An 18,252-nucleotide genomic window follows, 5' to 3' on the forward strand; every position below is an offset into this window, starting at 1 on the left:
GGCACCATTCCTGAGTAAACCGAACCGGCTCACCGACGACAGGGGCGCACGGGCAACCGCGCGCCCCTTTTTCGTCGCCGCCCCGAACGGGGCTCATGCGCGCAGTCCCCGAGCGCCCCGCCGCCTGGCCAAGGACGGCGCGACCTCTGGCCCGTTTTCCAAGGCGGCCATGGGCCGCAAGGCGAGTGAGGGCAGCCTTACCCGCGATTCTCTGGTCTGGACGCCGGGCCAAGATGGCTGGCAGCGGGCCGAGGATGTGGCCGAACTGGCGCAGCTTTTCACCGTGATGCCCCCGCCACCGCCGCCGCCCCCGGCCTGATCCGCAGGCGCGTGGGCAAAGGACCTTCGCGCGTCCCGCCCGTGGCCCCTCAGGTCCACGGGCCACCCCCATCCGCCCCGCCGCGATTGACCTTGCAAAGCACCCCTTATGTCCGCCACCGATCTGCCCCCCGCCGCCCCGCTTGAAGAGCACCGTTTCCCCTGTGACACCTGCGGCTCGGACATGCGCTTTGACCCGGCGCAGGCGCTGCTGATCTGCGATCACTGCGGCAATGTGGAGCCAATCGACGGCAGCGGGCGCCACGCCCATGCCATCGCCGAACAGGATTTTCGCGCCGGATTGCAGGCCGCCCTGCCCGCCGCCGAGATGGAAGAGACCCGCGTCACCACCTGCCCCAACTGCGCAGCGCAGGTGGAATTCGAGCCCGGCAAACACGCCGCCGAATGCCCTTTCTGCGCGACGCCCGTGGTGATCGACACCGGCACCAACCGCCATATCAAACCGCGCGCCGTGCTGCCCTTCGCCCTGCCCGAAGAGCGCGCCCGCGACGCGATGAAAGACTGGCTTGGCAGCCTTTGGTTCGCCCCCAACGGGCTGCAACAATATGCCCGCAAGGGCCGCCGGATGCAGGGCATCTATGTGCCCTTCTGGACCTATGACGCACAGACCGCCTCCAGCTATCGCGGGGAGCGTGGAACCGTCTATTACGTCACCCGCACCGTCATGCGCGATGGCAAGCGGGTGAAGCAGCAGGTGCCGAAAATCCGCTGGCGGGCCGCGTCGGGGCGGGTGGCTCGGTTCTTTGACGATGTGCTGGTGCTGGCCTCCCGGTCGCTGCCCAAGAAACACACCGACGCGCTGCACCCTTGGGACCTCTCCGCGCTGGAGCCCTATGCGCCCGAATACCTCGCCGGTTTCCGGGCCGAAGCATATGGCATCACGCTGGAGGAAGGCTTTGTTCAGGCCCGCGCCCATATGGACCGGGTGATCGAGCGGGACGTGAAGTTTGACATTGGCGGCGACCGCCAGCGGGTGCATGACATCAACACCCAAGTCAGCGATGTGACCTTCAAACATATCCTGCTGCCGGTCTGGCTTGCCGCCTATAAATACCGTGGCAAGACCTATCGTTTCGTCGTCAACGGCCATTCCGGCAAAGTGCAGGGCGAACGCCCCTATTCCGCCGTCAAAATCACCTTTGCCGTGGTGCTGGGGCTGATCGCCGCCGCCATCGTCGGCTATTTCATGGCCCAGCAATGACCCAGAGCTACGACCAGTTCACCGACCTCTTGCAGGCGCGCTATTCCTGCCGCGCCTTTCGGCCCGATCCCGTCCCCAAAGACAGCATCACCCAGATCGTCAGCGCCGCGCGCCATGTGCCCTCGTGGTGCAATGCGCAGCCATGGCAGGTGACCATCACGCGCGGCGCAGGCACCGATGCCTTTCGCGCAGCCCTCCTTGAAGCCGCCAGCGCCGACACCCCGGTCGCGCCGGACCTGCCATGGCCCACGGGCTACTCCGGGGCCTATGCCGAACGCCGCCGGACCTGTGGCTTCCAGCTTTACGATGCGGTGGGCATTGCCAAATCCGATCGCGCCGCGCGTCAGGCGCAGATGCTGCGCAACTACGCGCTTTTCGACGCGCCGCATGTGGCCATCGTGACCGCCCCGGCCGAGCTTGGCCCCTATGGCGCGATGGACTGCGGCGGCTTCGTCACCGCCTTCACCCTCGCCGCGACGGCGCTTGGCGTGGCCAGCATCCCGCAAGCCGCCATTGCCGCCTATGCGCCCTTGGTGCGCGAAGTTCTCGCGTTGCCCGAAGATCGGCTGGTGCTCTGCGCAATCTCCTTCGGCTATGCCGATGAGACGCACCCCGCGAACGCCTTTCGCACCGAGCGGGCCGCCCCTTCTGACATCATTGATTGGAAAGACTGACATGCGCGCATTGCTGCAACGGGTGACCGAGGCTTCGGTCACGGTCGAGGGTGAGGTTATCGGAGAGATCGGCCCCGGCCTGCTGATCCTCGTCTGCGCCATGCCCGAGGACACCGAAGAAACCGCCGAGAAACTGGCCCTGAAAATCTCAAAACTGCGGCTGTTTAAGGATGAGGGTGGCAAGATGAACCTGAGCCTTGCCCAAACCGGCGGCAGCGCTTTGGTGGTGAGCCAATTCACCCTCGCCGCCGATACCGCGCGCGGCAACCGCCCCGGCTTTTCCGGCGCGGCGAAGCCCGAGATGGCCGAAGCGCTCTATTCCCATTTCGCCCGCAGCCTCGCCGGGCTCGACATCCCCGTGCAGACCGGACGGTTCGGCGCGGATATGGCCGTGGCGCTGGTCAACGATGGGCCGGTGACCCTCTGGCTCGATACGGCCGCGCCCTGATAAGTCGGTGGAAAACATGGGCCGGCAAGCTTGGGAGGAGGTAAGCTTGCCGGCCGGTATAACGGGTCCGGGAGGAGGAGGACCGTTAATATGCGGTGTCAGATCAACCCGGGAAGGAGCGGGGTCCGGCACCTGACAATGCAGCGCGTAAGGCGCGACATTGATGGCTGAGGGTCAAAAGCGCAGTGGCTTAAAGACCGTCGTATTCTTCGGTCACCAGCGCTTGGGCGTGCTGGGGAATTTGGTTGCGGTCGATGCCCGCACGCTCAAGCTGTGCGTCGCTCATGCTGTTGAGGACGGCCTGCATGCGCGAGATCTGCATCTGAGTGACGCCACGCGCCAGCAGGCTGCCGACCTTGCCCGCCGCGGTGCCAAGCGCGCCGAGGACCGGAGCGGACGCATCACGCAGGGAGAAACCGTGGGGGGCGGATAGGATATTGTCATACTTCATAGGTCTGTTCCTTTGAAAGTTCTTCCGACGCCACACGCCGGATCTCGCACCGTGCGATGCCGATATCGGACAGTTCGCGATCGCTCAGTACGTTGAGTTCTGTGAAAGTTCGGTTGTAAGCTGCGCGCCGGGCTTTGATCTGGGCCACGCGACGGCGCATGCCGTCAACGCTGTGATGAAGCCCATCGAGCGCGGAGCTCAGGGTAGTGCCACGTGAGATTGCCATCGTCATAAGCGCAACTCCTTTCAGAATGCTGCAAGTGCATTATCAATGCTGCAATGCAGAAGTAGTACGCTCTGACCCTATTTTGAACCCGCAGAATTTGCATAGGCGCTATGCCCGAAACGAAAGGCCGGGGGCTAACTACAGGTAAACAGCCTAAAATTTTTGCGCCGATACACAGGAAATGTGCATCGGCGCAACGCAGCGGGGCTGCAATCAGGGGATTTGGGGACGGGCGGCGGCGTGCCGCCCTTTCTTGTGTGAGTCGTTTAGCTCGCCGGTTCCCAAGGGCGCGTGTAGACGCTGAGCACCTTTGAGACCTCATCGTGGGTCGCGTCGTTCATCGTGACCTGCGCCACCAACCCGCGTTTCTTGTCGTCCACCACCTCGGTCACCCGCGCGGCACAGCCCGCCTTTTCAAGGCTGCCGTTATAGACCCGCGTGATCGCGTCCTTGCGCAGATCGGGTTTGAAGATCTTGCCGACAGCCGTCTTGGGCAGCTCGTCCATGATCTTGAGGTGCTTGGGCTGGGCTGCGCGTTCCGCGACATGCTCACGCGCATAGGCCAACAGTTCCTCTTCGGTGACATTGGCACCCTCAACGAGTTCGACAAAGGCGCAGGGCACCTCGCCCGCGTGGGGGTCGGGCTGGCCGATGGCACCCGCAAAGGCGACGGCCTCATGGCCCAGCAGCGCCTCTTCGATCTCGGCGGGGTCAATGTTGTGGCCGCCGCGAATGATCAGGTCTTTGGCGCGGCCCGTGATCCAGATATAGCCATCGCTGTCGATCCGGCCCAGATCGCCGGTGCGCAGGTATTTGCCGTGGTAGAAGAGGTCTTTGTTCTTGTCTTCCTCGACATAGGTATGGCCCGAGAAGACGCCGGGGTTCGAGACGCAGATCTCGCCAATCTCATCCGTCTCCGCGTCGATCGGACCATCCACGGTGCCCTTGATGATCCGCACGTCCGAATAGGGGAAGGCGATACCGATGGAGCCGACCTTCTTGATCCCGTCCGTCGGGTTGCAAGAGACAAGGCAGGTCGCCTCGGTCAGGCCGTAGCCTTCGACCAGCGTGACGCCCGTGGCCTTCTCAAACCGGCGGAAAAGCTCCAGCGGCAGCGGGGCGGAGCCGGAGAAGGCGGTTTTCACCGTGCTGACATCCGCATCAATCGGGCGCTGCATCTTGGCCGAGATCGCCGTAGGCACAGTAATGATAAAGGTGATCTTCCACCGCTCCACCAACTTCCAGAAGTTGTCAAAGACACCATCCCCGCGATAGCCCTGCGGCGTGGGGAAGACCACATGCGCGCCCGACGACACGGCGGCCATCAGGATCACATGGCAGGCAAAGACGTGGAACAGCGGCAGCGGACACATGATATTGTCTTGCTCGCTGAACAGCAGCCGATGCCCCAGCCAGCCGTTGTAAATGAGGCCCGAATACTTGTGCTGCGCCACCTTTGGCATCCCGGTCGTGCCGCCGGTGTGGAAATAGCAGGCAACGCGATCCTCTTGCACATCCTCAAAGTTGAGCGAGGTGTTCTGCTTGGCGATCTCGGCGTTGAAGTTGAGGTATTTGGCTTGGTTGTTCACCATCCCCTTGGGCCGCACCAGCGGGACGATCCAGCTTTTCGGCGGGGTGAGATAGCGCACCAGATCAACCTCGAGCACCGTGTGCACCTTGGGCGCAAGCCGCACCGCTTCGGCGGTCTTCTGGGCCACGTCCGTCTTCGGGAAAGGCCGCAGGGTGACGACCACGGAGGCGCCCACTTCGCGCAGGATGGCACCGATCTGTTCGGCGTCCAGCAGCGGGTTGATCGGGTTCACGATCCCGGCCACGGCACCGCCCAGCAGGGTGATCGTCGTCTCGTTACAGTTGGGCAGCACATAGGCCACCACGTCCTTCTCACCTACGCCAAGGCTGCGGAAGAGGTTCGCCGCCTGCGTCACGCGGCCATGCAACTCTTTCCAAGACAGCGTTTCGGCCTTGTCCTTGGGGCCCGAGAAAATCTGATAGCTGACGGCATTGTGGTTGGGGAATTTCGCGGCCGTATTGCTTAGCATTCCGTAAAGCGTCTTGGCCACGTCGCGGTCTTCCCACGGCATTTCCGCCGCGATGGCATTGCGGTCTTCGATCCCGGCGAATGTCATGGTGTCTCCTCCCCTGTGCCGGTGTTCCGGCTTATTCTCCTCGCGCCAGATTGCGGCGAAACGCGCCGTTTCGCAAGCAATCGGCGGCAACAAACGCAACGTCACACTAGGGTGACGTAACGCCGGGGTTGCACTGTTCAAGGGCGGCTCAGGCCGCGGCGGCGGCCCCATCGGTGAACTGAAGCCGCGCCAGACGCGCATAAAGCCCGTCACTGGCGACCAATTCGTCATGGGTGCCGATGGCCGCGATGCGCCCGGCCTCCATCACCACGATGCGGTCGGCCTTTTTCACGGTGGCCAGACGGTGCGCCACGATCAGCGTCGTGCGATCCGCGCTGAGCCGGTCGACGGCGGCCTGCACCAGCCCCTCACTCTCGGAATCCAGCGCCGAGGTCGCCTCGTCCAACAGCAGCACCGGCGCGTCGCGCAGGATGGCGCGGGCGATGGCGATGCGTTGTTTCTGCCCGCCCGACAGCATCACGCCGCGCTCGCCCAGATAGCTGTCATAGCCATCGGGCAGCGCGGTGATGAAGTCATGCGCGGCGGCGGCGCGGGCGGCTTCCTCGACCTCTGCGTCACTGGCATCGGGGCGTCCGAACCGGATGTTCTCAGCCGCCGTGGCAGCAAAGATCACCGGATCTTGCGGCACCAGCGCGACCGAACGGCGGAAGTGGTCCCGCGCCACATCGCGCAGGTCGACCCCATCTAAGGTGATCCGCCCCGACTGCGGGTCATAAAAGCGCAGGATCATCTGGATGATCGTCGTCTTCCCCGCGCCCGAGGGGCCGACAAAGGCCACCGTCTCACCGGGGTTGATCTCAAGGTCGACGCCATCCAGCGCCGCCACATCGGGGCGGGCGGGATAGGTGAACTGCACGTTCTCAAAGGCGATCCGCCCCGCGACAGGCTGCGGCAGGCTGCCCTGGCTTGCGGGCGCCGGGTCTTGCACCGTATCCTGACTTTGCAACAGGTCGATTAGCCGCTCCGTGGCGCCCGCAGCGCGCTGCAACTCGCCCCAGATCTCTGACAGGGCGGCGACCGCGCCCGCGACCATGACCGCATAGATCACGAATTGCACCAGCGCGCCCGCGCTCATCACATCCGCCCGCACGTCTCGCGCGCCGATCCACAGCACGCCCACCACGCCCGCGAAGACCAGAAAGATCACGATCATCGTCATCACGGCGCGGGTCTTGATCCGGCGCTGCGCAGCATCGAAAGAGGCTTCGGTCATCTGCGCGAATTGGCCCCGGCTTGCGGCCTCATGGGTAAAGGCCTGCACCGTTTGCACCGCGCCCAACGTCTCAGAAGCATTGCCCGAACTTGCCGCGATCCAATCTTGGTTCTCGCGGCTGAGCATCCGCAGGCGGCGGCCCAGCGTCAGGATGGGGATCACCACGGCGGGCACAATCAGCAGCACCAGCCCGGTCAATTTGGCCGAGGTCAGCAGCATCAGCCCCAGACCGCCCACGAAGATCAGCAGGTTGCGCAGCGCGATCGAGACCGACGATCCGATCACCGAGAGGATCAGCGTGGTGTCGGTGGTGATCCGGCTGAGCACTTCGCCAGTCATGATACGCTCATAAAAGGCCGGGCTCATGCCCACCACACGGTCAAACACCGCGCGCCGGATATCGGCCACCACCCGTTCGCCCAGCCGTGTCACCAGCGCATAGCGCAGCCCGGTGCCAAGGGCGAGCAGCCCCGCGATCAACAGTGCGGCGATGAAATAGAGGTCGAGCAATTCGCTCTCTCCCGTGCCGAAATTGTCGATCACCCGCCGCACCGCCAAGGGCAAAGTGAGCGAGATCATCGCGGTCAGCACCAGCGCCGCCCCGGCGGCGGCCATCAACCAGCGATAGGGCGCCATGAAAGGCATCAGCGCCGCCAAAGCCCCGATCCGCCGCGACTTTTCGCGTTCGTCTTTGGCGCTTGGTGCGGGGGCTGGGGTGCGTGCCATGGGCTTTCCTTTGTCTTTCCACATCGGTCATGGCGCGGGGGCTGGGCGGGGTCAAGCAAGACCGCCCCGATAAGGACAATCTGCCGCCCCCGACAGACAGCGGCGGTCGCATCTATCCCGCGCGGCGGCGGTCACGAAAGTTTCGGGGAAAGAGTGGAGCGGGCGACGGGAATCGAACCCGTATCATCAGCTTGGAAGGCTGAGGTCTTACCATTACACAACGCCCGCGCTACGGCTCCTCTCCTATTTTATCGCTCCCTGAGCGTCAAGTGGAGCGATGCCCCTTTGGCAAGATCAATCACATGAGCCTGCTCTCGCCTGTGGCCGGTCATCAAGGTGGCAGCGCGGGCCAAGGGGCACTAGCTTAGCCTCACGGGATGAAAACGAGGCATTGGAATGGACGCCAGACCGGCCCAAGACCAAAAGCGCGAGGTCGTCATGACCCACGGAGTTCTCAGCGAGGACCCCGAGGATCTGTTTCACGGCACCGGGTTGCGGGTCGTGCGGGCCGTCCTGCACGAGGCGGTGCTGCGGCTGTGGAGCGATGATGCTTTTGGCATGGCCGGAAACGTGGCCTTTCGCGCGCTGCTGGCGATCTTCCCCTTCCTGATCTTCACCAGTTCGCTCACTGCCTTTGTCGGCGACCGGTCGATGGCCGATGACCTGATCCATTTCCTGATCGCCATTGTCCCCCCTGCCCTGATCGAACCGATCGTGTCGGAGGTGGAAAAGGTCATGACCGTGCCGCGCGGCGATCTGCTCAGCGTGGGTATCCTGCTGACCGTCTGGTTCGCCGTGGGCGGAGTCGATGGGGTGCGCGTGGGGTTGAACCGCGCCTATGGGCTGCGCGAGACGCGGTCGGTCTTCACCATCTACGCCGTGCAGGTCGCCATGGTGCTGCTGGCAAGCCTGATCCTCGTGATCGTGGGCTATCTGCTGGTGCTCGCCCCTCGGGCCGGGTCTTGGCTGCATATGTTGATGCCGGGTTTCGATCCGCGTTCGGTCACCGTGGGGCTGGTCCGCTTTCCCGCCTCGGCCACGATCCTGCTGGTCGCCCTCTTCGCGGCCCATGTGATCCTGCCCGCACGGCGGACGCGGTTTAACAACATCTGGCCCGGAGTTGTCGCCACCGCCGCTGCTTGGACCGTGCTGGCGGTGCTGTTTTCATCCTACCTGCGCAGCTTTGGCACCTATGCCAGCTATTACGCGGGCATGGCAGGGATCATCGCGGCGCTTTACTTCATGTATCTCGCCGCGCTGGTGCTGATCTTTGGCGGAGAGTTGAACCGCGCCCTGCGCATCCGCAGATTGGCCCGCGCGATGAGCGATCAGCCCTGATCCCCCGCACAGGGCGTGCCCGCAGCGCCCCAGACCCTCACGTCATGCACCAACGCATCGAGCGTCCCCTCGGGCACCGACCTCCCCGCGCCGGGGGCGAAACCCCAGTTTACAAAGGCGGAGTTTTGCAGGTGATCGACCAATGAGGCGATGTCATGCCCGTCGTTGGTCTCAGGATCGCGCAACTGGATGCAGACCTCGGCTGAGGACTTGCCGAACCACGCCAATTCTACCGGCGGCAGCCGCCAAGCATCGTCGATATGCGGTGGGGCATGGGGCACCGTGTTCGCAGCGGCAGAGGTGACATGGCAGGCGTCACAAGGGATGCTCTCGGCCCCGATCCGGCTCTCGCCCGCGCGCACATTCATGCCGTGCACCGCCTCCGGCCCATAGCCCAAGCCCTGCCACATCGGCTGCCCCTCTTCGCCTACATGGCAATTGGTGCAACGCGGATGCGCGGTGACGGTGAAAATCCGATCCCAAGCGGCCAGCCCCTCGGCGCGATCGGGCGCCTCCTGCGCAAAGGCGGGGGCGGCCAGCATGAGTGCGGCGCAGGTCAATAGATATCTCATGCGAAATCCACGGATTTAGACAGGGGGAGTTCACGGATCCGCTGGCCCGTGGCGGCGAAGATTGCATTGGCCAGCGCAGGCGCCGCGGGCGGCACGCCCGGCTCACCAATGCCGCGCAGCTTGCCGCCATTCTCCAACCCGCGCACCTCGATCTTGGGCGTCTGATACAGCCGCAACCCTTCATAGAGGTGATAGTTGTCCTGCTGCGGCACCCCATCGCGATAGGTTAGTTCGCAGTTCATCGCATGGCCCAAGCCCCAGATCACCGCGCCGGCGAGTTGCGCCTCGAAGTTGACCGGATCCATCACGCGGCCCACTTCGGCGACAACGAAAACGCGGTCGATCTTGAGACCCGCGTCGGTCTGGCTGACCTCGACCACCTCGGCCACCGGCACGCCGAAGGACAGGCAGAACGCCAGCCCCCGGCCCCGCCCCGGGCCAAGGTCTGCGCCCCAGTCCGACATCTCGCCCACAGCCTCCAACACCCCGCGCGAGGGCGCATGGGTGCACAGCCGGAGCCGTTCCTCCAAAGGATCGACGCCCGCGGCATGGCACATCTCATCCATGAAGCTTTCGTGCAGGAAACCGTTGCCCGACGCCCCGACCGACCGCCACGAGCTTACCGGCACCATCGCGGGCACACGGTGGCCGGTCACGCGGTAATCGGGGATCGCAAAGGGCTGATCCCATGCGCCTGCGACGATGGCGATGTCGGGGCCGAAGACCGGCTGGTTCAGCCGCGCCATCTGCGATTCCGCCGTCGAAGGTGCTGCGATGGCCAATTCATAGGCCGCGATCTGCCCCTCCGAGACTTTGCCCCGCGCCCGCGCCATGGCCAGTGGGCGGGGGAAGTCATGGGTGAAATCCTCCTCCCGCGACCAAACCATTTTGATCGGTGTGCCGGGCAGTTGCATCGCCACTTCGACGGCGCGCAGGGTATAGTCATCCTCAAGCCGCCGCCCGAAACTGCCGCCCGACATCAGCACATGGATATGCACATTCTCAGCGTCGATCCCGGTGAGCGCGGCCACATTGGCCTGCATGAAACGCGGGATCTGCGTGCCGGTCCAGATATCGACGCGGGCCTTCTCCAGCTTCACCACCACGCTCATCGGCTCCAGCGGGGCATGGGCCAGATAGGGGATGCGGTACGCGGCCTCCAACACCTCCCCATCGGCCAGTGCGGCGCTGACATCGCCGTCATCGCGAAACCGGCTGTCCTGCCGGTCATCGGTGAAGGAGGCCGCCACGGCTTTGAATTGATCCGCCGTGTCGCCGATATAGGGCGACGGGCCCCAGTCACATTTCACCGCCTGCGCGGCCTGAAAGGCCCGCCAGGTGTTGTCGGCCACCACGGCGACGCCGCCGGTGATGGGCAAGACCGCCTTCACGCCGCGCATCTTTTCGGCGCGGCCCGCGTCAAAGCCCATGATCGCCCCGCCCTGCGCCGGGTTGGTGCGGGTCGTGGCGTGAAGCATCCCCTCCATCACCATGTCGATGCCATAGGTCTGGGTGCCAGTGGATTTGGCCATGATATCGGTGCGCATCTGCGGCTTGCCAAGGTGCCGCCACGCGCCGGGGTCGCGCAGCGTGACCTCGGTCACCGGGTCGATCTCCGCCGCGGCGGCGGCGAGGTCTTGATAGGCCAGCCGCATGCCGTCGGGCAGCACCACCACGCCCGCCTCGGTCTTGAGTTGGCTCCGTTCCAGCCCCGTCTGCGCCACGGCGGCGGCCAACAGGGTTTCGCGGGCCACGGCCCCGGCCATGCGCAGCCTGTCGTACATATCCGGCACGGTCGAACTGCCGCCGGTCAATTGCAGGCCGAGCAGCTTTCCCGCCACATCCGAGGCGCCGCGCCCGGTCCGCGCCAGCAGCGTTTCCGAGGTCGCGGCAATCGGCATCGCCTCAACCCCGACCACGCCGTTGTAATAGACCGGCGAAGGCGGCCCGGGCGTGATCTGCACCCTGTCGAGGTCGACATCCAACTCCTCGGCAATCATATGGGCTTGGATCGAATAGGCCCCCTGCCCCACATCGGCGCGCGGGGTGATCAGCGTGACGCCGCTTGCATCAATCTTGACGTAGGGCGTGATCGCCGCCGCACCGGGTGGCAAGCCTTCGAGCAGCGGGTTCTTCAGGTCACGTTTGTACAGATAGGTGCCAAAGGCCACGCCCCCGGCAATGGCGGCGGAGCCAACGATGAAACTGCGGCGGGTGATGGTGCGCAGGCGCGACATGTCAGGCCCCCCGCAGCCGCGCGGCGGCGCTGTGAACGGCGGCACGGATGCGCGGATAGGTGCCGCAGCGGCAGAGGTTCCCGCTCATCGCGGCGTCGATCTGATCGTCGGTCGGCTCGGGGTTCAGCTCCAGAAAAGAGGCCGCCTGCATGATCTGCCCCGATTGGCAGTAACCGCATTGCGCGACCTGATGCTCCACCCATGCCGCCTGCACCACATGCAGCGCTTCGGGCGTGCCCAAGCCTTCGATGGTGGTGACATCGCCGTTCACATCCGCCGCCCGCAATTGGCAAGACCGCACGGCCAGCCCATCGACATGCACCGTGCAGGCACCGCATTGCGCAATGCCGCAGCCGTATTTTGGCCCGGTGATCCCCAGCTCGTCGCGCAAAACCCAGAGCAGCGGCATGTCGTCATCCACGTCCACCTCGTGGACCGTGCCGTTAACCGTCAATTCCATCGGTGATCCTTCCGCGCTGGTGCCCCCAATGTAGCCGGTAGCGCCTATCGCGCAAGACCACGCGCGGCGGGTCGCGCAGCGTCACCCTGGCGGGGCGGTCATGGCGGCGGGTGCCGCCGCTTCGCTTACTCGAGGTCTTGGGCCGTCAGCGCGCGGTGAATTTCGCGGCGGACCAATTTGCGCACATTGCGGGTGATCCGCTCGCCCAAAGCCCCCTGAAGCTCGGCGCGGACGATCTCGGTCACCATGTCGCGCAGTGCTTCCTCGTCGAGGAACTGATCCTCACCCGCGCTGCCCGCCTCCTGCGCGGGGGCGGCATAGTCGAATTCCGGCGCGGTGGCGGCAGGATCGGCCACACGCGGGCCACTGTCCGCAAAACGGCGCACCTGCTCTTCGAGCTGCGGTGTCGTGGGCTGCGGGCGGCTTGGGGCGGGCGTCTCAGCCTCTACCGTCGCCGTATCGGCAATCGGGGCCTCAGGCGCGTCAAGCTCCGCATCGTCTTTCCACTCCATCGCCGGAGGTTCGGTGCCGGAATAGTCATTATCGCCGGGCGCGTCCGGATCCCAGTCGTCAGAGATTTTGCCGATGGCCGTCTCGAGCGCCGCCAGCTTGTCGCTGCGGCTGGCCCCGGTCGCCTTGGCCACTGCGTCAGAGACGGCGCGAGCCCGGGCCTCATCCGCGGTCTCCGGCGCGGGTGTGCGATAGTCTTCGGCATGCAGATCGCTCGGATCGTCATGCAGCATATCATAGTCCAAGGGCGAGACCTTGGCCGGATCAACGGCAGCGGCCTTTGGGCGATCCTCGCCATCCGACGTGGCAACCCTGAGCGCAGGGGTCAGCACCAACCGGTCGCTCGAGGCCGCGGGAGCCTTCTCGGCAGGCGGGGTCGCGGGGTGACGGGCCGAGACGAATGGACGCTCTGCCTCATCGGCACTATCTTCCGCTTCGGTCTGCATGGCTTGGGTCAAGCTCAGCGGCTGCGGCGCGGCTTTGGATGCCTCACCGACGCCCTCGTCAGAAGCGGGACGCGCCGTGCCGCCCGAGGCTGTGCGCAGCGACAGGTGCGGAGTGAAATCCTCGGACGTGACGCTGTCCGATGTCGGCTCGTCCAATGCGGCCCCCCGCATGCTTTTGAACGCGGCACCGGTGTCATCTGCAGAATCGGCAGCCTCCGGCTTGGAAACCGGCGTAGGGTTGGACGTTTGCAGGGGACGCTTGTCTTCGGACACCAATCGGCGAATCGACGACAGGACGTCTTCCACCTCCGCGTTTGTGACGGGTTCGGACATATTTCTCTACCACTCTTGCCTCGCGGATAGCTTAACCGCGTGGGAGGATTCTCACAATGGGGCGGTGCAAAATGCCAAACGACCGTGCAAAACGTCAGTCTTTTTGCAGCGCGCGCAGCACCCGATCCAGCGCTTGGCCCTCTTTCGAGTATTTAGCAGGGGCGTCCTTAACAAGGTTGTAATAGGCCCCCGCGTCATAGATCTGCACCGGCAGCTTCAGGTCCTGCGCGGTGAGACGGCCCGTGGCAGCCAGCACGGAATAGGCCGCCACATAGAGATTGGCACGGGCCGAAACGCGGGTCGATTCCGCATCCAGCAAGGATTGTTCGGCGTCCAGCACGTCCAATGTGGTACGCGCGCCGAGGGTCGCTTCCTCGCGGACGCCGCGGAAGGCAATACGCGCCGCGCGGATCTGGCGGTCGGAAGCCTCCAACTGCGCCCGTGCCGAGGCCAGCGCGGCATAGGCGTTGCCCACCTCCTGCTCAACATCTTGGCGCACCACATGCAGGTTCGCGCGCTGCGCGTCCCGCTGCGCCATCGCGCTGCGCACGGCCGAGGAAAGCGCCCCGCCCTGATAGATGGTCTGACCGACCTCCACCCCAACGCTGCCGCTGCGGGTATAGGCTTCGCTGTCGAAAGTCTCGTTCAGACCATATTGCCCGTTCAGCGTGATCCGCGGGCCCATGGCCGCCTCATTGGCTTCGACGCTGAGATCGGCTGCCGCCACCTGATGCTGTGCGGCGATGATCGACGGGTGAGTGCGCACAGCCAAAGCCTTGGCCGAGGCGAGGTTGCCGCCGACATTCGGCAGGCTCGGCGGTTGGCTAAGGTTGCCCGGGGCATGGCCCACGGCATTGCGATACTCCTCGACCGCGCGCAGCAGCACGCCTTCGGCGCCCGCCAGCCCGCTGCGGGCATTGGCAAGCTGCGCTTCGGCCAAGGCCACATCGGTGCGGGTAACTTCGCCCACGTCGAAACGATCCCGCGCGGCGCGCAGCTCTTGGGTCAGCAGCCGCAGGTTGTTGTTGCGCAGCTCAACCGTTTCCGAGGCTTCGATCACGCCCATATAGGCCGCAACCGCGCGCAGCAGCACCTGCTGCTCTAGGTTGACCAAAGTCTGGCGGGTGGCCAGCACGGCCTCTTTCGCCGCCTCCACCCGATAGGCGCTCGCGCCGAAATCATAGAGCAGAAGCTCGCCAATCAGGCTGATCGACGCCTTCAGGCTTTCCGTCGACTGCGCTGGCAGAAGAGAGGAACTGCGCGTGGTGCCAAAGCTTTGCGTCAGCCCGGCGGCCCACCGCAACACGGGTTTCAGCGCCGATTTCGCCGCGGCCACATCCTCATCGGCGGCCCGCAAAAGCGCACGGTTTTGCTCCAGCAGACCGGAATGCTCATAGGCCCCCACCAGCGCATCGGCCAATGTCTCGGCGGCAGCCACACGCGGCAGGGCAGCGCCGCTGGCGAGGACAAGGCTCACCGGTACGGCGATGGCAAAACGTTTGAGGGATTTCGTGAAACTGTTCGCGCTCATGGCTCAATGCCCCTGAATGGCTTTTGTAGACCTTTGGACCGGCCCGTAGGCCGATCGGGGCGGGTGCCCCTCCCCTGAAAGCGAAGTGGCGCGCGGTATGACCGGCGCGCCACCCTGTCGCTTACAGCTGAAATTCTGCCTGACGTTCAAAGCCACGCAGCACCGGCGCACCGGCGTTGAATTCGGGCCGCCAAGACACCTGACCGCCGCGTTTATAGCCCAGGCGTACCTCGCCCAGACCCCGATCCATAAAGAGGCAAGCAATCCGCCCGCCCTCTTTCACCTGCTCCACCAGCGCTTCGGGCAGTTCACCCACCGCACCTTGGACGATGACCACATCATAGGGCCCATGCTGCGGCGCGCCTTCGGTCAGCGGGGCGACATGGACGATCACATTGTCCGCGCCCGCCTGCGCCAGCGCCTCTTGCGCCTCGGCGGCCATGGCTTCGTCTTCCTCAACGGCGACGACGGCCTCGGCCATATGGGCGATCACGGCGCTGGAATAGCCCATGGCGCAGCCGATATCGAGCACGAGTTCCTCATTGGTGATGTCGAGGTGGTCGAGCATTTTGGCCAATGTCCGCGGGTCGAGCAGCACCCGATCCTGCCCCAGATCGAGGTTTTCACCCAGATAGGCAGCCTCGCGCTGTGCCGCCGGCACGAAGTCTTCGCGCTGCACGGTCAGCATCGCGTCGATGATTGGAAACTTGGTCACATCCGAAGGACGAACCTGCGTATCTACCATGGTTACGCGGCGGGCGGCGAAATCACTCATCAGCTAAACTCATTCGTTCAGGGTGTCTGAAGAGTGATGTGCCACATTGCCGGGCCAGCGGCAACGCCCTGACCGCATTTTCGCGCGCATATGGGACTTGCGGCCCCCTTCGTGATCCGTTAGCAGTGCGCCAACCACCGGTCGGCGAGTTGGCGGAGTGGTTACGCAGCGGATTGCAAATCCGTGTACACCGGTTCGATTCCGGTACTCGCCTCCACCTTATTTTTATGGCAATTCTTCATTCTGCTCGCCGATCGAGACCTTGGAATTCTGTTGGTTTACAGTTCAGTTTACAAAGACACTGGCCAAGACCTCCAACGATCACCCCTATTTCACATGGAGTGCCCCCACTGAAGTGGTCCGCCAACTGGGATAGAATGATCCCGTCATGGAGAGGACCAGAGAATGGCTGGAAAGCGAGAAAAGTTCGAAGACATCGTCTTGAACCTGCGCCAGGTTGAGGTGCTGCAAGGCCAAGGCCTTTCGATCGGTGATGCGGTGCGCCAGGTCGGTATCACACAGCAGAGCTACTATCGGTGGCGCAGGCAGTATGGTGGCATGAGCCGTGATCAGCTGAAGCGGCTAAAGGAGCTCGAGGCGGAAAACCAGCGGCTTCGGCGCGCTGTCTCCGACCTGACCCTCGACAAAATGATCCTGAGCGAGGCGGCACAGGGAAACTTCTAAGCCCCTCGCGCCGACAAAAGTGCATCGACCACGTGCGGCAGACGCTTGGCGTATCCGAGCGCCGCGCCTGCCGCACGCTCGGACAGCATCGCTCCACCCAGCGGAAGGTGCCGCAGGGGCGGTCGGACGAAGCGCAGCCGACGGCAGATATCATCGAGCTGGCTCGCCAGTATGGCCGCTACGGATATCGCCCCATCACGGCGCTGCTGAACCAGGCTGGCTGGCAGGTGAACCGCAAGCGGGTCGAGCGCATATGGCGACGCGAGGGGCTGAAGGTCCCGCACAAGCAGAAGAAGCGCAGCCGTCTCTGGCTCAACGACGGGTCCTGCGTCCGTCTACGGCCGGAGCGGCCCAACCACGTCTGGTCCTACGACTTCGTCCAGGACCGCACGCATGACGGCCGCGCCTAACGCATCCTTAATATCATCGATGAGTTCACGAAGGAGGCGCTGATCATCCGCGTCGACAGGAAGCTCAATTCAACCGACGTGGTCGATGCTCTGACCGACCTGTTCATCCTGCGCGGGCCGCCCGAGTTCATTCGGTCTGACAATGGCCCCGAGTTTGTTGCGCTCAAGGTGCGGGAGTGGATCGAGGCAGTGGGGGCGAAGACAGCTTACATCGAGCCCGGCTCCCCTTGGGAGAACGGTTACTGCGAGAGCTTCGACGCCCGGTTCCGCAACGAGCTGCTCGACGGAGAGGTCTTCTACTCACTCCGCGAAGCTCAGATCCTCATCGAGCGATGGCGCCGTCACTACAATACAGTCCGACCTCACAGCGCCCTGGGCTACAGGCCACCGGCGCCGGAGAGCATCTCGGCCGTCGACCGGCGGCCTGAAATGCACTAACAATCAAATTGGACCACTCGTTTGGGGCAGCTCACACAAACGAAACCGCGCAGATTGCTCTACGCGGCTCATTTTCCACCGTTTTTTTTTCAGTTCGTATGTACAACCCCTCGCGGGGCCAAGGCATACGTTTACCTTCGCAACGAAGACATCATTTCGGCTTTTCAGCTTTTTTCTCATGCTTGCGCTTAGCCTTCGCATCTTTGCGCTTAGCCTTGAGCAGTTTCTTGTGGACCTCGTCTGTGACTTCGGGAACCAACGCGGCATAGCGTTCGATCACGTTGGAAGCATGACGGAGGCCCCATCCCATGGTGACTGCAATCTCATTTAAAGAACACCCCGCTCGCAATAGCGCCGTAGCGGCAGTTCCCCGCATATCGTAGGGCCGTAGTTCATCGCGAATGCGGACCGGCAGCAAACCTTGCTCAACCTTTTCGTTATGCCTGATCTTGATATCCCGAATAATCTGGGAAGCACGCAAGGCCTTTAACGGTTCTCCTGTCAGCGAGGTGACCAGGAGCTCTTGATCTTGGGGGAGTGCATCAATTAGGCGCCCCAAGGCTTCGGTAACAGGAAGACTGACGGGATTATCCGTTTTCTGCCGCCTAAAGAATAGCCGGCGCCCCTTCGGTGTTTCCTGAACGTGTTTACGGCTTAAGTGGACCTGACGCGACTTTCCTTTCGAAAGCGACCGGGCTTTTCCAACCCAGTGCTGAGTGCCGCCTTCGCGGATTGTAGAAGCCGTTGATGTATTGGAAGATGGCCAGCTCTGCTTCTCTTCGCGTATGCCATGGTCTCCGCCAGATCAGCTCTGCCTTGATCGTCTTGAAGAAGGTCTCGACGGCAGAGTTGTCATAACAATTGCCCTTGCCGCTCATCGATACCATGAACCCATGGTGGCGCAGAAGCTTCTGGTAGTCGTGCGAACAATATTGCGACCCACGGTCGGTGTGATGGATGCAGCCCTTGGGCGGCTGCCGCAGCGCAACAGCCATTTTCAATGCCCGGATTGCCAGGTCGCGCTTCATCCGGTTGCTCACCGCCCAACCGATCACCCGGCGTGAATGCAGAT

At 63.9% G+C, this 18,252-nt stretch carries 17 protein-coding genes, 2 tRNA genes and 1 pseudogene; 7 read left to right on the top strand and 13 right to left on the bottom strand.

Annotation, left to right across the window (positions count from 1 at the left end):
- The 4 genes from FCK22_RS17230 to dtd all read left to right on the top strand — a co-directional run.
- On the top strand, nt 1–319 hold a 319-nt coding region (locus tag FCK22_RS17230; RefSeq protein ID WP_136720700.1), incomplete at its 5' end, for a DUF4339 domain-containing protein.
- Nucleotides 320–427: 108 nt separating this feature from the next.
- The gene (locus tag FCK22_RS17235) at nt 428–1,540 is read left to right on the top strand and encodes a TFIIB-type zinc finger domain-containing protein (RefSeq protein WP_067267714.1); all 1,113 of its coding nucleotides are present in this window, start codon (nt 428–430) and stop codon (nt 1,538–1,540) included.
- Nucleotides 1,537–2,214 (top strand): nitroreductase, encoded by a 678-nt coding sequence (locus FCK22_RS17240; protein WP_067267713.1) that lies wholly within the window; start codon nt 1,537–1,539, stop codon nt 2,212–2,214. Before FCK22_RS17235 ends, FCK22_RS17240 begins: the two co-directional genes overlap by 4 nt.
- Before the next feature lies 1 nt (nt 2,215).
- A complete protein-coding gene (dtd, locus tag FCK22_RS17245; RefSeq protein WP_067267711.1) occupies nt 2,216–2,662 on the top strand; it encodes a D-aminoacyl-tRNA deacylase in 447 nt (148 codons plus the stop codon).
- A gap of 190 nt (nt 2,663–2,852) precedes the next feature.
- On the opposite strand, the gene FCK22_RS17250 is transcribed toward dtd, so the two are convergent.
- The 5 genes from FCK22_RS17250 to FCK22_RS17270 form a co-directional block, all read right to left on the bottom strand.
- Complete coding sequence (locus tag FCK22_RS17250; protein ID WP_067267709.1) at nt 2,853–3,113, bottom strand: hypothetical protein; 261 nt, start codon at nt 3,111–3,113, stop codon at nt 2,853–2,855.
- A complete protein-coding gene (locus FCK22_RS17255; RefSeq protein WP_067267708.1) occupies nt 3,103–3,345 on the bottom strand; it encodes a DUF1127 domain-containing protein in 243 nt (80 codons plus the stop codon). Before FCK22_RS17255 ends, FCK22_RS17250 begins: the two co-directional genes overlap by 11 nt.
- Before the next feature lie 260 nt (nt 3,346–3,605).
- Nucleotides 3,606–5,486 carry an acyl-CoA synthetase gene (locus FCK22_RS17260; RefSeq protein WP_067267706.1) on the bottom strand — a complete coding sequence of 627 codons (1,881 nt, stop codon included), beginning with the start codon at nt 5,484–5,486 and terminating at the stop codon, nt 3,606–3,608.
- Between the two features lie 148 nt (nt 5,487–5,634).
- The gene (locus FCK22_RS17265; protein ID WP_067267704.1) at nt 5,635–7,446 is read right to left on the bottom strand and encodes an ABC transporter transmembrane domain-containing protein; all 1,812 of its coding nucleotides are present in this window, start codon (nt 7,444–7,446) and stop codon (nt 5,635–5,637) included.
- A 154-nt stretch (nt 7,447–7,600) separates the two neighbouring features.
- A tRNA-Gly gene (locus FCK22_RS17270) sits at nt 7,601–7,674 on the bottom strand.
- Nucleotides 7,675–7,842: 168 nt separating this feature from the next.
- Here FCK22_RS17270 and FCK22_RS17275 point away from each other — a divergent pair.
- The gene (locus tag FCK22_RS17275; protein ID WP_067267703.1) at nt 7,843–8,784 is read left to right on the top strand and encodes a YihY/virulence factor BrkB family protein; all 942 of its coding nucleotides are present in this window, start codon (nt 7,843–7,845) and stop codon (nt 8,782–8,784) included.
- Here the strand turns inward: FCK22_RS17275 and FCK22_RS17280 are convergent.
- The 6 genes from FCK22_RS17280 to FCK22_RS17305 all read right to left on the bottom strand — a co-directional run bounded on the left by FCK22_RS17280 (nt 8,775) and on the right by FCK22_RS17305 (nt 15,648).
- On the bottom strand, nt 8,775–9,356 hold the full coding sequence (locus FCK22_RS17280) for a hypothetical protein (protein WP_067267701.1): 582 nt from the start codon (nt 9,354–9,356) through the stop codon (nt 8,775–8,777). The genes FCK22_RS17275 and FCK22_RS17280 overlap by 10 nt on opposite strands.
- Nucleotides 9,353–11,593 carry a molybdopterin cofactor-binding domain-containing protein gene (locus tag FCK22_RS17285; RefSeq protein ID WP_067267699.1) on the bottom strand — a complete coding sequence of 747 codons (2,241 nt, stop codon included), beginning with the start codon at nt 11,591–11,593 and terminating at the stop codon, nt 9,353–9,355. The genes FCK22_RS17280 and FCK22_RS17285 overlap by 4 nt, the downstream gene beginning before the upstream one ends.
- 1 nt (nt 11,594) lies before the next feature.
- Nucleotides 11,595–12,053 (bottom strand): (2Fe-2S)-binding protein, encoded by a 459-nt coding sequence (locus tag FCK22_RS17290; protein ID WP_067267698.1) that lies wholly within the window; start codon nt 12,051–12,053, stop codon nt 11,595–11,597.
- Nucleotides 12,054–12,178: 125 nt separating this feature from the next.
- Complete coding sequence (locus FCK22_RS17295) at nt 12,179–13,342, bottom strand: hypothetical protein (protein ID WP_067267696.1); 1,164 nt, start codon at nt 13,340–13,342, stop codon at nt 12,179–12,181.
- A 94-nt stretch (nt 13,343–13,436) separates the two neighbouring features.
- Nucleotides 13,437–14,873, bottom strand: a complete 1,437-nt coding sequence (locus FCK22_RS17300) for a TolC family outer membrane protein (protein ID WP_067267695.1) — start codon at nt 14,871–14,873, stop codon at nt 13,437–13,439.
- 121 nt (nt 14,874–14,994) lie between these two features.
- The gene (locus FCK22_RS17305; protein ID WP_067267693.1) at nt 14,995–15,648 is read right to left on the bottom strand and encodes a methyltransferase domain-containing protein; all 654 of its coding nucleotides are present in this window, start codon (nt 15,646–15,648) and stop codon (nt 14,995–14,997) included.
- 143 nt (nt 15,649–15,791) lie between these two features.
- Between FCK22_RS17305 and FCK22_RS17310 the strand changes: the two genes are divergently transcribed.
- A tRNA-Cys gene (locus FCK22_RS17310) sits at nt 15,792–15,865 on the top strand.
- Between the two features lie 188 nt (nt 15,866–16,053).
- Nucleotides 16,054–17,180 (top strand): annotated as a pseudogene (locus FCK22_RS17315) (IS3 family transposase).
- Nucleotides 17,181–17,331: 151 nt separating this feature from the next.
- Here FCK22_RS17315 and FCK22_RS19620 read toward each other — a convergent pair.
- Nucleotides 17,332–17,913, bottom strand: coding sequence for a tyrosine-type recombinase/integrase (locus FCK22_RS19620; protein WP_082852151.1), 582 nt, complete (start codon nt 17,911–17,913; stop codon nt 17,332–17,334).
- Nucleotides 17,828–18,252: IS3 family transposase (locus FCK22_RS17325; RefSeq protein ID WP_136720702.1), on the bottom strand; the 425-nt coding region annotated here is incomplete at its 5' end. The genes FCK22_RS17325 and FCK22_RS19620, both read right to left, overlap by 86 nt.

This window comes from Sulfitobacter sp. 15WGC (assembly GCF_005068605.1).
GTDB classification, from domain to species: domain Bacteria; phylum Pseudomonadota; class Alphaproteobacteria; order Rhodobacterales; family Rhodobacteraceae; genus Sulfitobacter; species Sulfitobacter faviae.

Coding starts and splice junctions, on each gene's coding strand:
- FCK22_RS17280 (WP_067267701.1), bottom strand. CDS start 9,356: ATGAGATATCTATTGACCTGCGCCGCACTCATGCTGGCCGCCCCCGCC.
- FCK22_RS17290 (WP_067267698.1), bottom strand. CDS start 12,053: ATGGAATTGACGGTTAACGGCACGGTCCACGAGGTGGACGTGGATGAC.
- FCK22_RS17305 (WP_067267693.1), bottom strand. CDS start 15,648: ATGAGTGATTTCGCCGCCCGCCGCGTAACCATGGTAGATACGCAGGTT.
- dtd (WP_067267711.1), top strand. CDS start 2,216: ATGCGCGCATTGCTGCAACGGGTGACCGAGGCTTCGGTCACGGTCGAG.
- FCK22_RS17250 (WP_067267709.1), bottom strand. CDS start 3,113: ATGAAGTATGACAATATCCTATCCGCCCCCCACGGTTTCTCCCTGCGT.
- FCK22_RS17265 (WP_067267704.1), bottom strand. CDS start 7,446: ATGGCACGCACCCCAGCCCCCGCACCAAGCGCCAAAGACGAACGCGAA.
- FCK22_RS17260 (WP_067267706.1), bottom strand. CDS start 5,486: ATGACATTCGCCGGGATCGAAGACCGCAATGCCATCGCGGCGGAAATG.
- FCK22_RS17300 (WP_067267695.1), bottom strand. CDS start 14,873: ATGAGCGCGAACAGTTTCACGAAATCCCTCAAACGTTTTGCCATCGCC.
- FCK22_RS17235 (WP_067267714.1), top strand. CDS start 428: ATGTCCGCCACCGATCTGCCCCCCGCCGCCCCGCTTGAAGAGCACCGT.
- FCK22_RS17255 (WP_067267708.1), bottom strand. CDS start 3,345: ATGACGATGGCAATCTCACGTGGCACTACCCTGAGCTCCGCGCTCGAT.
- FCK22_RS17285 (WP_067267699.1), bottom strand. CDS start 11,593: ATGTCGCGCCTGCGCACCATCACCCGCCGCAGTTTCATCGTTGGCTCC.
- FCK22_RS17275 (WP_067267703.1), top strand. CDS start 7,843: ATGGACGCCAGACCGGCCCAAGACCAAAAGCGCGAGGTCGTCATGACC.
- FCK22_RS17295 (WP_067267696.1), bottom strand. CDS start 13,342: ATGTCCGAACCCGTCACAAACGCGGAGGTGGAAGACGTCCTGTCGTCG.
- FCK22_RS17240 (WP_067267713.1), top strand. CDS start 1,537: ATGACCCAGAGCTACGACCAGTTCACCGACCTCTTGCAGGCGCGCTAT.